Genomic DNA, 13,318 nt, shown 5'->3' on the forward strand with positions numbered 1-13,318 from the left:
CCGTTATTGGCAGAGTACATCAATATCCCTGTTCCTCCTGAAGCAGTGATGGTGATAGAACCATCGCTTGCGCCATTACATTTAGGATTAACCAAAGCTGCCGACGAAACAACTATAGGTGGTGGTTCTGCAAGAACTACCGATCCTGTTGTAATACACCCTTTAGAATCTTTTACTTCCCACTGGTAAGTTCCAGCTTTAATATTGGAAAGATCCTCGGTATTTGCTGTAAAACTGTTTGGGCCTGTCCAAGAATAAGTATAAGGAGCAATACCTCCAGTGACCGTAAGATTTATTGAACCAAACCCGCCATTGCATGTTGGAGTAGTAGTAACTGCAACTGCTTTTGGATTTGAATCTACTTTAAATTGAATAGGAGCTCCTGGGAAATCTTTCAATTCAGATTGTTCTGAATTACCAGAAGATCTAGTTCTAATAAATAATGTACTGAGTGAAAAACAAGGATCGGTCGCTCGTTTGAACACTTGGGTAAGGTTAATCGCACCTTCAGCATATTGATTTGGAGCGTAATCACCACCCACACCAGTATTATTAGGATCACTACCAAAGACATCAAAAGGTACATGGGTCATAGAGGTATTATTAGCAATGAATATTCTACCCAAAAACTCTGAATTTGGGTGAATTACATAGTGGAAACCACCTCCTGTCATAGCAGTCCATACTCTAATTACTGCATTTGCATCCCCACCTCCATTGGTAAACTCAATAGTAATCAGAATGTCACCTACAGTACGACCACCGTCAGTTCCTAAACTACTAAAACTACCGCTACCTCCTGTGATTGCTCCAGTAGCACTAGTAGTTGCTCCAGTTATAGTCATTGATTTCTGTAAAAATTCAAAATCAATATAACTACTACCCATTGTGACCTGACGGTCACCGGCAAATAAACACCACAAATCAGTTGATAATCCACCTAATTTAGGATCTCCATAAGAAAAATGAGCACCCGCATTTTCGATTTCATTTTTGTTGGGTGAACTTCCTGGACCCCAAGTGTAAGTATTGGGATTATCATTTATTTTATTGGATGCCGTAAAAACAGTTAAATCATTTATATACCGATCCTGCAGCATAAAAGTTTGACCTGGATAAAGCAATTCTCCCGTAAACGGGTTAATAACGCCGTGGCCGTCAATGCCAGGATGCTGAGCATCAAACAAGTCGCCTACATTTTCATATCCAGCAGGAGAATGCGCATAGGCATCGCCATCAACTCCAGAACCGCTTTTAGGTGAGATAACAGGTACAATACCTTTTAAAGATCCCTGCGCGTTTACTGTAGTAGTTGTCATTAAAATTGTTACTAACAAAAGTGACAGTGTAATCCATTGGTGGCAATAATTCTGCCACACTTTTGTTAGGCAATCGATAGAATTTGTCTTATTAAATTTTAAAAAATTTAATTTAGAAATAGCGTTTTTCGTTAAAAGACAACGTATTATTTTGTTGTATAAGAAATCGAAAAACTTAAAAATTGTATTCTTTTTCATAATAATAGTATTTTAACACCATACATTTAATTTAATAGGCAGTTTACAGAATGAGGGCGAATAAAAAATCTTCCGATAAAAATCATGAAGGCAACCGTCGTTAAAGCATGTTTTTATCACGACAATAAAAATATCTTTATCATTTACCAAAATCGAGTTGTAAAAATGGATTAGATTAATCTCAAAACGAATAAATTAAACACTAAAAAAAGGTTGTTACCAGAATAGTACGCATTGGGGAAATGCGTCTAACCGTCACTAAATCATCTTCAATTAAAAAAGTATTGAAGTGAGCGTTCAAACATAGGAGTATAAAATGCGGGGAACAAAATCTATATCCTAAAACAAGCTTCAAGTCGTCAAAAAACAACTTCATTTTTTTCCTACATAAAATTAATGATTAAAATAAAAAGATTAAAAAAAGGAGTAGTAAAATAGACGAATTGCTAATTTACCCGATAATTAACATTACTAAGTAAGAAAATAAACATACAAATAAAAAATAATTTTATTTTTAAGTAGCTGATTAATAGTTTATTACGCGTTAAATAAAATATTTTAAAATTAAGAATCATTTTCTTACTTCAAATAATATATTTCATTTACATTTAAAGAAAAAACCTCCCATTTTGGACTTCTCCCAAAAAAGTTAGACACTATTTGGGGGCAATCCATTTCTGAAAGGTTTTTTTCTAATAATCTTTTATCGTTATTTTAGGAACGAAAATCTAAATGAAATACTTTTTGCAGAACAAAAAAGTGGTTGTTTATTACATATTTCTTCTATATTGTCCTCCCACTTCAAACAAAGCCGAAGTAATTTGTCCCAAAGAACAAACCTTTGTCGCTTCCATTAAGTGTTCGAATAAGTTTTCGTTTTTTATGGCTGCTTCCTGAAGTGTATTTAAATGTTCCGTCACTAAATCCTGATTGGATTGGTGTAAATGGTGCAGCATATCTATTTGGTATTGTTTTTCTTCTTCGGTAGCACGAATTACTTCAGCTGGAATAACCGTTGGAGAACCTTTAGAACTCAAGAACGTATTCACTCCGATAATTGGAAATTCACCCGTATGTTTCAAAGTCTCATAATACAAACTTTCTTCCTGAATTTTACTTCGTTGGTACATCGTTTCCATAGCACCAAGAACGCCACCACGTTCGGTAATACGGTCGAATTCGAGTAAAACTGCTGCTTCCACTAAATCTGTTAATTCTTCGATGATGAAAGCTCCTTGAATTGGGTTTTCATTTTTGGCAAGACCTAATTCTTTATTGATAATTAGCTGAATCGCCATTGCACGTCGTACTGATTCTTCAGTAGGCGTTGTAATTGCCTCATCATAAGCATTGGTATGCAACGAGTTACAGTTATCATAAATGGCATACAAAGCTTGCAAAGTGGTACGAATATCATTGAAATCAATTTCCTGTGCGTGCAATGAACGCCCAGAAGTCTGAATGTGATACTTTAACATTTGAGCACGTTCGTTCGCTCCATATTTGTTTTTCATGGCTTTCGCCCAAATTTTACGTGCTACACGACCAATAACTGCATATTCCGGATCAACTCCATTCGAAAAGAAGAAGGATAAGTTGGGTCCAAAATCGTTAATATTCATTCCACGACTCAAATAATATTCCACATACGTGAAACCATTAGAAAGTGTAAAAGCCAATTGCGTGATAGGATTTGCTCCTGCTTCGGCAATATGATATCCTGAAATAGAAACCGAATAAAAATTTCTAACATTCTTGGTAATAAAATATTCCTGTACGTCACCCATCAATCGCAAAGCAAATTCCGTTGAGAAAATACAGGTATTCTGTGCTTGATCTTCTTTAAGAATATCAGCCTGAACTGTTCCACGAACTTGGGACAGCGTTCTTGCTTTGATATCACTATATATTTCCAAAGGCAAAACCTGATCTCCGGTAACGCCCAAAAGCATCAACCCTAAACCGTTGTTCCCTTGAGGTAAATCGCCATGGTAATGCGGTCTTTCAACTCCTTTTGCTGCATATATTTTGTTGATTTTTGCTTCAATTTCTTTTTCAAGATTGTTTTCTTTAATGTAAAACTCACATTGTTGGTCAATAGCAGCATTCATGAAAAAGCCTAACAACATCGGAGCCGGTCCATTAATGGTCATACTTACTGATGTCATTGCATGCACTAAATCGAAACCAGAATATAATTTTTTAGCATCATCCAAACAACAAATAGAAACACCTGCATTCCCGATTTTTCCATAAATATCAGGACGAACGTGTGGATCATTTCCATATAAAGTCACACTGTCAAAAGCAGTCGACAATCGTTTTGCCGGCAAACCTGCGCTCACATAATGAAAACGTTTATTGGTTCTTTCCGGTCCACCTTCACCGGCAAACATACGAGAAGGATCTTCTCCTTCGCGTTTGAAAGGATACAAACCAGCGGTAAAAGGAAATTCTCCCGGAACATTTTCCTGCAGACACCAACGTAAAATATCACCCCAAGCCTGATACTTTGGTAACGCAATTTTTGGAATTTGAGAATGAGAAAGCGACTCCGTATGCGTAGCCATTTTAATTTCTCTGTCACGAACTTTGAACGTGTAAACTGGGTTTTTGTACTTGTTTACTTTTTCGTTCCAAGTTATTATGATTTCCCAATTGTAAGGATCCAAATCCATTTTTACTTTATCAAACTGATTGAGTAAAAGATTTAGGAAAATTTTATTTTCAGGAATTCCTTGTTTTTCGGTTTCCAAAGCAGTTGGTAATACCGAATCTTCATCAATTCCAGTTTTGCTTATGACTGGGAATTTTCCGGAAACACTTTCTAGTGTTTTGAAAATCCCGTATAATTTTTGAGCAACTTGTTCCTGACTAACCGCCGTAATATCATATTTTCGGTTACTTTCAGCAATTTCAGATAAATAGCGGGTTCTGTGTGGTGGAATAACGAATATCTTCTCGCTCATCTCACGCGTGATTTTGAAAGTTGATTTCAAATCAGAATTCGTTTTTTCATGAACTTTATCCATAATCGCTTTGTACAGCGTATTCATTCCCGGGTCGTTAAACTGAGAAGCAATGGTGCCATAAACCGGAAGTGTATCTAAGTTAGCATCCCAAAGATTATGGTTGCGTTGGTATTGTTTTTTCACGTCTCTTACGGCATCAAGAGAACCGCGTTTGTCGAATTTATTGATTGCAACCAAATCAGCAAAATCAAGCATGTCGATTTTTTCCAATTGAGTCGCAGCACCAAATTCCGGTGTCATTACATATAAGGAAACATCAGAATGGTCCATAATCTCCGTGTCAGATTGCCCGATCCCGGAAGTTTCCAGAATAATGATGTCATAATTTGCCGCTTTGATTACTTGAATTGCTTCGGCAACATATTTTGACAAAGCCAAATTTGATTGGCGTGTTGCCAAAGAACGCATATAAACACGAGGATTATTGATCGCGTTCATACGTATTCTATCGCCAAGAAGTGCACCACCCGTTTTTCTTTTGGATGGATCGACAGAGATTAGTCCTATCGTTTTTTCTGGAAAATCGATAAGGAAACGACGCACTAATTCATCGACTAAGGATGATTTTCCTGCTCCACCCGTCCCTGTAATTCCCAAAACTGGCGTTTTACAATCGGTGTTTTTTTTATGAATTGCATCTAAAGTTGCTGCTGCAACATCAGGAAAATTCTCAGCGGCTGAAATTATACGTGCAATTGCTTTTGGATTTTTTTCTTCAAGATGATTGATTTCATCAGTCAATTTATCTCCAATAGCGTAATCCGATTGTTGTACTAAATCATTTATCATTCCTTGCAATCCCATGGCACGACCATCGTCTGGCGCATAAATTCTGGTGATTCCGTAGGCTTGTAATTCAGCTATTTCAGAAGGCAGAATTACTCCTCCTCCACCGCCAAATATTTTTATTTGTCCGGCTCCTTTTTCTTGAAGCAGGTCGTACATATATTTGAAATATTCGTTGTGACCTCCTTGATACGATGTTATTGCAATTGCATTGGCATCTTCTTGAATTGCTGTATTGACTACTTCTTCCACACTACGGTCATGACCCAAATGAATCACCTCAACACCAGTAGATTGAATAATTCTGCGCATGATATTTATTGCTGCATCGTGACCATCAAAAAGGGCTGCAGCGGTGACAATTCTTATTTTATTAACAGGGATATACGGTTTTACGGGTTCCATTTTATGAATATGATAATTTAAGTGCGCAATTTACGATTTTATTTTAAAAATTATTTAATGTCTGCCATAGTTGTTTATAAATAAGCAAGGATTTTGTTGTTTAGCCCCGATGGAAGCGGCATCCCTCGCTTTTTCAGCGAGGATACAGCGGACAGCGGGACAACTGTTCCTTAATAAATATAAAGTTTGTGCTCCTAAAAATAATTGTGGCTTTGTTTTTGAATAAGTAGTATTTTTACACAAGCCGCATGGCAAAAAGACGAATTAAACCTATAAAAACAATTACGATGAAGAAAATTTTAATTTTAATAGTGGCCGTGTCTCTTTCCAGTTGTGCCGAAATGCAACAGGTTCTTAATCAATTACCACAAACGCAGGGAATCGGAGGTGTTGATATTGCTGGCGGATTGAGGGAAGCATTGAACAACGGAATTTCGAAACAAGTGACAAAACTAACAGCTACTGATGGCTTTTACAGAAATGAAGCGGTAAAAATTTTATTGCCGGAAGAATTGCGAAAAGTAGATGCCGGCTTGAGAAAAATTGGTTTGAGTTCATTGGCTGATGAAGGTTTAAAAGTATTGAATCGTGCTGCCGAAGATGCGGTGAAGGAAGCGACGCCAATATTTGTTGACGCCGTTAGAAACATGACTTTTAGGGATGCCAAATCAATTTTGATGGGGAATGAAAGTTCAGCAACAAATTATTTACAAAATAGTACTTCAACTGCTTTGTACGGAAAATTTAATCCAGTTATTAAAAGTTCGTTTACTAAAGTGGGCGCGGATAAAGTATGGGCAAATATTATTACTAAATACAACAGTATTCCTTTAATAAATAAAGTAAATCCAGATTTGACTGATTATGTTACCAATCAAGCGATGAACGGCGTTTTTAAAATGGTTGCTGTAGAAGAAAAAAACATTAGAACAAATATAAGCTCAAGAACTTCTATTTTATTGCAAAAGGTTTTTGCGATGCAGGACAAGATGTAATTTTGAAAATAAACTTTTGAAGTGCAGAAATGCGGCAACAACAAAATAGAAATGCGAAAAATTACCATACTCATACATTGTGAAGATCAGAAGGCGATTATTGCCTCTGTGACTAATTACATTGCCTCAATTGAAGGAAACATTATTTATTTAGACCAGCACGTTGATGCCGATGAAAATGTGTTTTTTATGCGATTGGAATGTGAATTCAGTTCTCAAAATTGGGACATAGAAATCATAAAAAATGACTTTCAAACCAATTTAGCGACTCCGTTTAATATGTATTGGGAAATTTATACGCAAGAACAAAAACCTAAAATGGCATTATTTGTTTCTAAATACGACCATTGTTTGTATGATATTTTAGGACGATACAGTGCAGGAGAATTACCTCTTGAAATTCCTTTAATTGTAAGTAATCACGAAGATTTAAGGTCAGTAGCAAAACGTTTTGAGATTCCGTTTCACTATGTTCCTTTTACCAAAGAAATAAAGGCGCAAGGAGAACAACAACAAATGGACTTATTAAAAAAATATGATATCGACTTTATTGTGTTGGCGCGTTATATGCAAATTATTACTCCCAATTTAATTACACTTTACAGGAATCAAATCATTAATATTCACCATTCCTTTCTACCTGCATTTCCTGGAGCTAAGCCTTATCATTCGGCTTTTAAACGTGGCGTAAAAATTATTGGTGCTACCAGCCATTACGTTACGGAAGGATTAGATGAAGGCCCGATTATTGAGCAGGATATTGCCCGAGTTTCACACAGCCATTCCATAGAAGATTTTATTATGAAAGGACGTTATCTGGAACGCTCCGTTTTAGCGAGAGCTGTAAAATTACATGCAGAGCGAAAAACGATGGTTTATAATAACAAAACGGTGGTGTTTTCTTAAAATCCTTATCCCTCCCGATCCCGAAGCTTCGGAACGGGACTCTCCAAAAAAAGGGAGCCATAATCGATAAAGACTATTATAAAAAAATGTTCACTTTTGGTGAGCATTTTTTTTAACCTATAATTTTAATTTCACCTGTTTCCCATTATTGTCAAATACTACTTTACTCCAAAATGAATTTATTCCGTTTTGGTTGCTTTGAAAATACAGAAAGACCATACTTTTCACGAATTTCATCACTAAGCTGTGAAACATTTTTAGAAACAGAACCAATTTCACTAATGGATACAAGTGACGACCCATTGAATGATTTCTTCTATGGATTATCTAAATTATAACGGGTGCTGAATTCTAAAATATTTAAATTATTGTTATAAAAATAAAAGGACTTTGCATTCCAATAATGAAAATTTACAATTTTATCAGGTGGAATAACGTCTAGAATTTCCGTTTTATTTTTTATCAGAGAAAAGGCTTCTTACAACTTATTATTAGGTTTATCCAAAGCAAAATGATAAACTGGGTTTTAATTTTCAGAAGATCTGAAAGTTAATTTTGTGAAACCAATCACAAATGAAGTACTGGAATTGTTTTTCGAAATAGTTTTCAAGCCGATAACGTCAGTATAAAACCACTGCGTATAATTTTGATGTGTTTTATAATTGTAATTAGTCCATTTCAATAATTATTGCAGAGCAGCAAAACACCGTGAGTTTTAAAACTAGCGTTATGAAACACCCTGTATTACATAATAGCGGATGGCCTAAATATCGCTACATAAATAATGTGAAAAAAACTTAACTTATATACAACAAAGTAATAACATAATCTTAACAGCAAAATGTACGAATATTGATGATCTTTGCTGAGTAATAAACTGGTTATTTATTATTTTGGTTTTGGTTAGTTAAAGAATTGCCTGCGTCTAAATGATGCAGGCATTTTTTATTTGGCAGTATTTATAAAGGAAAGAACGGCATCGTTGAAAGCAGTAGGCTGTTCCACATTTACCACATGTCCACATTTTTCGATTACAAAGAGTTTTGAAGATTTATAATGGTTTTCCACGACCTTTCGAACAGAAGGTAAAAACATATAATCCTCTTCTCCCATAACATAAAGCGTTGGGATATTTAATTCCACTTGGCGAAACCATCTTAGAACCGGATTTATTTCCGCAGTCAATTTAAACCATTTTATGAATTCTTTTTGGTATAATTTTTTAGCCTCATTGATAAAAAGTAATCGAGACTGCTTGTGACTTTTTTTAGGCATAATCACAAAAGCAAAAAATTTATATAAAACCAAATAAGGCAATACATATTTGAACATATTTCCCAATCTCATTAGTACTTGAGAACGAAAATTCATTTTTAAGATTGCTCCACCAAGTATCATACTTTGTACGCGTTCCGGATACATTTCCGCTAATTGTCTAATCAGAATTGTTCCCAAGGAAATCCCGACGAAATGTGACTTTTTGATTTTAAGAAAATCTAAAACTTCCAGAATATCATTGGCCAAAGCCGAAAAGGTATATTTTTGTTTGAAAGCTGTTTTAAGTGTAGGCTTAGAGTTTCCGTGACCACGTAAATCTAACAGCAATACATTATATTGTTTCTGAAAATCCCGAATTTGTTTGAACCAGATAGAAGAACTCCCACCAGCGCCATGCACAAAAGTCACCCATTGCTCGCTATTTTCGTTCTTGTAAATGGTGTAATTTATCACTTCTTTTTTTTGCAAAAATAGAACAATAATTTTAAATTCGATTCTTAACATATAATAATGCGGAATTATTATTTACAAAACGTAAATTTGCAAAAAATTACACCCATGACTGGATTACTGAAAGAGAAAAGTGAAATAGAAAAGCTCAAAAAAGAATACCAAATACTTGCTGAGCAAAACTTCAATATTGAAAAAATGCCTAACGAAACTGTAGTAGAAGAATCAGTGCTGCTGGAATGCGAATTATAATTTTTGATGCATTTTTTTAAAATAGTCAAACGCTTTTAACAGCCTGCTTCCGTGCCAAGAAAACATTTCCCCATCAACAAAAATCGTTTTTGCATGATGCGTGTGCCTTCCTATTTCGAATGCATCTTCTTCTTTGAAAGGATACGGTTCTGAAGAAAGGAAAACCAAATCCGGATCGCCTTCTAAACGCATTTTTTTGAGTTCAATTTCCGGGTAACGCCCCGAAGTCGCGGAATTGCCAGCATAAATGTTTTGAAAGTGGTTTAGTTTTAATAATTCATTGATAAAATTATCCGAACCTGCGACCATAAAAGGGTTTTTCCAAATGAAATACGCTACTTTTTGTTCTGGTTTATCTTTGATGAAGTTTTTAAAATCGTTCAAGGCAAAAGCCAATTTGTCGTTCCATTTCTGGGCTTCGGTTCTGCAATTGAAAAGTTGACCAAAATCAGTAATCATTTGAAAATTATCTTCAATAGTGATGATGTTGGTCACCCAAACCGGACAAATTTTACGCAATTCTTCCACAATTTCAGCTGTGTTTTCCTCTTTATTACAAATGATAATATCCGGTTGCAACAATCTGATTTTCTCATAATGTACTTTCTTGGTGCCACCTACGAGTTTCTTCGTTGATTTAAAATGATACGGATGCACGCAAAATTTGGTAATTCCTATAATTCGGTCTTCTAAACCTAAATCATACAGTAATTCCGTTTGTGAAGGAACCAATGAAATAATGCGTTTTGGCGAAGTTTCAAAAGAATGAGAAGTTCCGAGTTGATCGATTAAAGTTTTCATACTATTATTTCACAAAGATTTAGAGAAACACACAAAGATTCAACGAGTTTTTTTGACACAGATTTCAAAATTTTTACAAATAGATATCTATACATCTTTGAAATTCGTGCTTATTTTTATTGAACTGTGTTTAATATTGCTGCCATTTCCTGTTGCATTTTCAAAGCTTCGGCTCTTGCTTTTTCAAGAAAATCAATTCCGTTTGAGGCATAAATAATCGCTCTTGAGGAATTAATCAGCAATCCAATATTCTCGTTCATTCCATATTTGCAAACGTCAGACAAACTTCCTCCTTGTGCTCCCACTCCGGGAACAAGCAAGAAACTATCCGGAACAATTTTACGAATTTCAGTAAAATATTCGGCTTTGGTAGCACCTACAACGTACATCAGGTTTTCACTGTTTTTCCATGTTTTAGATGTTTCCAATACATGTTTGTACAATTCTTTCCCATCTATTTTTAACGTCTGGAAATCAAAAGCACCTTCATTGGAAGTCAAAGCCAACATAATGGTATGTTTATTTTCGAAAGCTAAAAATGGCTCCACCGAATCCTTTCCCATATATGGAGCAACAGTAACGCTGTCGAAGTTTAAATCTTCAAAAAAAGCTTTGGCATACATCGAAGACGTATTGCCAATATCTCCGCGTTTAGCATCAGCGATTGTGAAGATTTCCGGGTAATTTTCATTGATGTACACAATTGTTTTTTGCAACGACACCCAGCCTTTTAAACCATTCGCTTCATAAAAAGCAATATTGGGTTTGTAAGCCACGGCTAAATCATGTGTAGCATCTATTATCGCTTTATTAAATTCGAAAATAGGATCCTCAAGTTCTAATAAATGGGGTGGAATTTTATTTAAATCAACATCTAAACCTACGCATAGAAACGATTTCTTTTGTTGAATTTGGTCAATAAGTTGTTGAGTAGTCATTTTTCGGGTATTGGGTATTGGGTTTTAGGTGTTGGAATTAAACCTTGGAATCAACATACTTTTTCAAGGATTGAATTCTTTTTTGAATTACGTTAAGCTGGGAAATAATTTCTAAGTGTAAAATTCCATCCACAAAACCAATCTCTTTAGCTATTTCAATTTGAGTTTCTAATTCAAAGGCCGAACCTAAACTTATCTGTAAAAATCTAGAGAAATCTTTTTGAGAAGTTCTGGAACAACCTTCGGCTATGTTCGAAGGAATTGAAACTGCACATCTATTTATTTGGGAAACAAGTCCAAATTTTTCTTCTTTGGGGAAAGAACCAGTAACGATATAAATTTTTTTAACAAATAAAACAGAACTCTGCCAAACTTCTAAATCCCTAAAGTTTCTCATATATTTTAGTTTTACAAAAATCCAACGCCAAGACCCATCCCCCAAAACCTAACACCTATTAAAATACCTCGCTGGCTTCTTTCAATTTTTCCATGTTGTTGACTAACGCCAACTCGTCAACAATTTTCTGAATATCACCATTCATGATATTTCCTAAATCGTACAATGTCAATCCCACACGGTGATCCGTTACACGACCTTGGGCGTAATTATAGGTACGGATTTTTGCCGAACGGTCTCCAGAACTTACTTGTGACGTACGCGTTGTGGCATCTTCCGCTTGTTTTTTGGCTAATTCCTGTTCGTACAAACGGGAACGCAAAACGCCAAATGCCTTGTCTTTATTTTTATGTTGTGATTTTTGATCCTGACATTGCGCCACTAATCCGGTTGGAATGTGTGTCAAACGAACCGCTGATTTGGTTGTATTTACCGATTGTCCACCTGGTCCTGACGAACAAAAGAAATCCACACGAACATCATTCATATCAATCTGTACATCAAATTCCTCCGCTTCCGGCAATACCATAACAGTCGCTGCCGAAGTGTGAACACGTCCTTGAGTTTCTGTTTGCGGCACACGCTGCACACGGTGAACACCCGCTTCAAACTTCAACGTCCCGTAAACATCTTCGCCGGTAACTTCAAAAATAACCTCTTTGAAACCACCCGAAGTTCCTTCATTCATATCCACCACAGATGTTCTCCAACCTCTGTTCTCACAATATTTCGTGTACATACGGAACAAATCCCCGGCAAAAATACTCGCTTCATCCCCACCCGTTCCGGCACGAATTTCAACCATGACATTTTTAGCATCTTCGGGATCTTTAGGAATCAGCATAAACTTGATTTCTTCCTCCAGTTCCGGCAATCTATCCTTCGCTTCTTCCAGTTGCATTTTGGCCATTTCGGTCATATCCGCATCACTGTTATCCGCAATTATTTCGTTTGCTTCTTCGATATTTGCCATCAAAATCACATATTCATCGCGCTTTTCAGCCAAAGCTTTTAAACTTTTGTACTCTTGATTCAATTGCACATAACGCTTCTGATCCGAGATTACATCCGGTTGAATAATCAAATCCGAAATCTCATCGAAACGTTGTTTTACTATTTGAAGTCTATCTAACATTTTCTTATTCCTTTATTTAGGGTGCAAAATTACGAAAAAAGTATTCAGTTTGCAAGGTTCGTTTTTGGTGTATCACCTATCAATCGAAAACTTTCCAGACACAAAGCCATCATTAACACAAACAGTACTATGGTAGAAACTTTAAACGGTGAACTTTTAAACCATTATAGTCTTTTTAGGAGCTATTTCCTGCTGTCATTCCAATCTTTTTTGATAAAACTTGCTTCGCGTTTTATCAAAAAAGGATTTTCCCTTCCATCAGGGCTAGGGCATTTGTGTAAAAAAACAGCCTTTACGGTTTTCCGTAAAATCCCTGAATCAAAAGAAGTTAGTTTTGGGTATTGATTTAAACTTGATATATTTTTATCAGTATTTTCGGTAGAAAGTTATATATTTGGAAATAAAAATTGCTACAATAAAGCAATA

General features: G+C 35.7%; 10 protein-coding genes. 3 read left to right on the plus strand and 7 right to left on the minus strand.

Going from position 1 to position 13,318, the window contains the following annotated elements; all coding sequences use genetic code 11:
• Positions 1–1,319 (minus strand): SprB repeat-containing protein (locus tag C4S35_RS14825; protein WP_208618890.1); only part of this gene is annotated, 1,319 nt, incomplete at its 3' end.
• Between the two features lie 968 nt (positions 1,320–2,287).
• Complete coding sequence (locus C4S35_RS14830; protein WP_104000929.1) at positions 2,288–5,740, minus strand: methylmalonyl-CoA mutase family protein; 3,453 nt, start codon at positions 5,738–5,740, stop codon at positions 2,288–2,290.
• Positions 5,741–6,027: 287 nt separating this feature from the next.
• Between C4S35_RS14830 and C4S35_RS14835 the strand changes: the two genes are divergently transcribed.
• Positions 6,028–6,735 carry a DUF4197 domain-containing protein gene (locus tag C4S35_RS14835; RefSeq protein WP_104000959.1) on the plus strand — a complete coding sequence of 236 codons (708 nt, stop codon included), beginning with the start codon at positions 6,028–6,030 and terminating at the stop codon, positions 6,733–6,735.
• Between the two features lie 51 nt (positions 6,736–6,786).
• The gene (gene purU / locus C4S35_RS14840) at positions 6,787–7,641 is read left to right on the plus strand and encodes a formyltetrahydrofolate deformylase (RefSeq protein WP_104000930.1); all 855 of its coding nucleotides are present in this window, start codon (positions 6,787–6,789) and stop codon (positions 7,639–7,641) included.
• A 945-nt stretch (positions 7,642–8,586) separates the two neighbouring features.
• On the opposite strand, the gene C4S35_RS14850 is transcribed toward purU, so the two are convergent.
• On the minus strand, positions 8,587–9,372 hold the full coding sequence (locus C4S35_RS14850) for an alpha/beta fold hydrolase (RefSeq protein ID WP_104000960.1): 786 nt from the start codon (positions 9,370–9,372) through the stop codon (positions 8,587–8,589).
• 105 nt (positions 9,373–9,477) lie between these two features.
• Here C4S35_RS14850 and C4S35_RS15770 point away from each other — a divergent pair, with 105 nt between their 5' ends.
• Complete coding sequence (locus tag C4S35_RS15770; protein ID WP_167386530.1) at positions 9,478–9,621, plus strand: hypothetical protein; 144 nt, start codon at positions 9,478–9,480, stop codon at positions 9,619–9,621.
• Here the strand turns inward: C4S35_RS15770 and C4S35_RS14860 are convergent.
• The 4 genes from C4S35_RS14860 to prfA all read right to left on the minus strand — a co-directional run bounded on the left by C4S35_RS14860 (position 9,616) and on the right by prfA (position 12,892).
• Positions 9,616–10,422 carry an ABC transporter substrate-binding protein gene (locus C4S35_RS14860; protein ID WP_104000933.1) on the minus strand — a complete coding sequence of 269 codons (807 nt, stop codon included), beginning with the start codon at positions 10,420–10,422 and terminating at the stop codon, positions 9,616–9,618. The two genes, C4S35_RS15770 and C4S35_RS14860, sit on opposite strands and share 6 nt — an antisense overlap.
• A gap of 116 nt (positions 10,423–10,538) precedes the next feature.
• Positions 10,539–11,360 (minus strand): orotidine-5'-phosphate decarboxylase, encoded by an 822-nt coding sequence (pyrF, locus tag C4S35_RS14865; RefSeq protein ID WP_104000934.1) that lies wholly within the window; start codon positions 11,358–11,360, stop codon positions 10,539–10,541.
• Positions 11,361–11,397: 37 nt separating this feature from the next.
• The gene (locus C4S35_RS14870; protein WP_104000935.1) at positions 11,398–11,757 is read right to left on the minus strand and encodes a four helix bundle protein; all 360 of its coding nucleotides are present in this window, start codon (positions 11,755–11,757) and stop codon (positions 11,398–11,400) included.
• 58 nt (positions 11,758–11,815) lie between these two features.
• Positions 11,816–12,892, minus strand: coding sequence for a peptide chain release factor 1 (gene prfA / locus C4S35_RS14875; protein WP_104000936.1), 1,077 nt, complete (start codon positions 12,890–12,892; stop codon positions 11,816–11,818).
• Between the last annotated feature and the right edge of the window lie 426 nt (positions 12,893–13,318).

Source organism: Flavobacterium urumqiense, from assembly GCF_900108015.1.
In the GTDB taxonomy this organism is placed as follows: Bacteria; Bacteroidota; Bacteroidia; order Flavobacteriales; family Flavobacteriaceae; genus Flavobacterium; species Flavobacterium urumqiense.

Coding starts and splice junctions, on each gene's coding strand:
- C4S35_RS14830 (WP_104000929.1), bottom strand. CDS start 5,740: ATGGAACCCGTAAAACCGTATATCCCTGTTAATAAAATAAGAATTGTC.
- C4S35_RS14835 (WP_104000959.1), top strand. CDS start 6,028: ATGAAGAAAATTTTAATTTTAATAGTGGCCGTGTCTCTTTCCAGTTGT.
- purU (WP_104000930.1), top strand. CDS start 6,787: ATGCGAAAAATTACCATACTCATACATTGTGAAGATCAGAAGGCGATT.
- C4S35_RS15770 (WP_167386530.1), top strand. CDS start 9,478: ATGACTGGATTACTGAAAGAGAAAAGTGAAATAGAAAAGCTCAAAAAA.
- C4S35_RS14860 (WP_104000933.1), bottom strand. CDS start 10,422: ATGAAAACTTTAATCGATCAACTCGGAACTTCTCATTCTTTTGAAACT.
- pyrF (WP_104000934.1), bottom strand. CDS start 11,360: ATGACTACTCAACAACTTATTGACCAAATTCAACAAAAGAAATCGTTT.
- C4S35_RS14870 (WP_104000935.1), bottom strand. CDS start 11,757: ATGAGAAACTTTAGGGATTTAGAAGTTTGGCAGAGTTCTGTTTTATTT.
- prfA (WP_104000936.1), bottom strand. CDS start 12,892: ATGTTAGATAGACTTCAAATAGTAAAACAACGTTTCGATGAGATTTCG.